Source organism: Psychrobacter sp. 16-MNA-CIBAN-0192 (assembly GCF_040309565.1).
GTDB lineage: Bacteria > Pseudomonadota > Gammaproteobacteria > Pseudomonadales > Moraxellaceae > Psychrobacter.
Genome location: NZ_JBEOOX010000247.1, coordinates 1 through 273, shown reverse-complemented (window position 1 = coordinate 273; position 273 = coordinate 1). Strand labels below are relative to the sequence as shown.

Genomic DNA, 273 nt, shown 5'->3' with positions numbered 1-273 from the left:
ATACACTGCCAATCAAAAAACTGAAAACTTGGCAGCAATGATAGCGCGTTATAAAGCGACATTTGCCAGCCAGATTATGGTTGCTCCAGTGCCAGAGTGTGATGTTAATAAATACGGCATTGCCGATTGTAATGGTGTTGATATAATACCTGGTGATTCAGCTAAAATAAAAAGGATGGTTGAAAAGCCTGATGTTGGTGAAGCACCGTCTAATTTAGCGGTTGTTGGCCGTTATGTGTTATCTGAAAAGATCTGGCGTTTACTGGCTAAAAC

At 40.7% G+C, this 273-nt stretch carries 1 protein-coding gene; it reads left to right on the top strand.

The genetic code is table 11. From position 1 onward, the window contains the following. A partial coding sequence (locus AAEY78_RS13115) for a sugar phosphate nucleotidyltransferase (RefSeq protein WP_352339745.1) occupies positions 1-273 on the top strand: 273 nt, incomplete at both ends.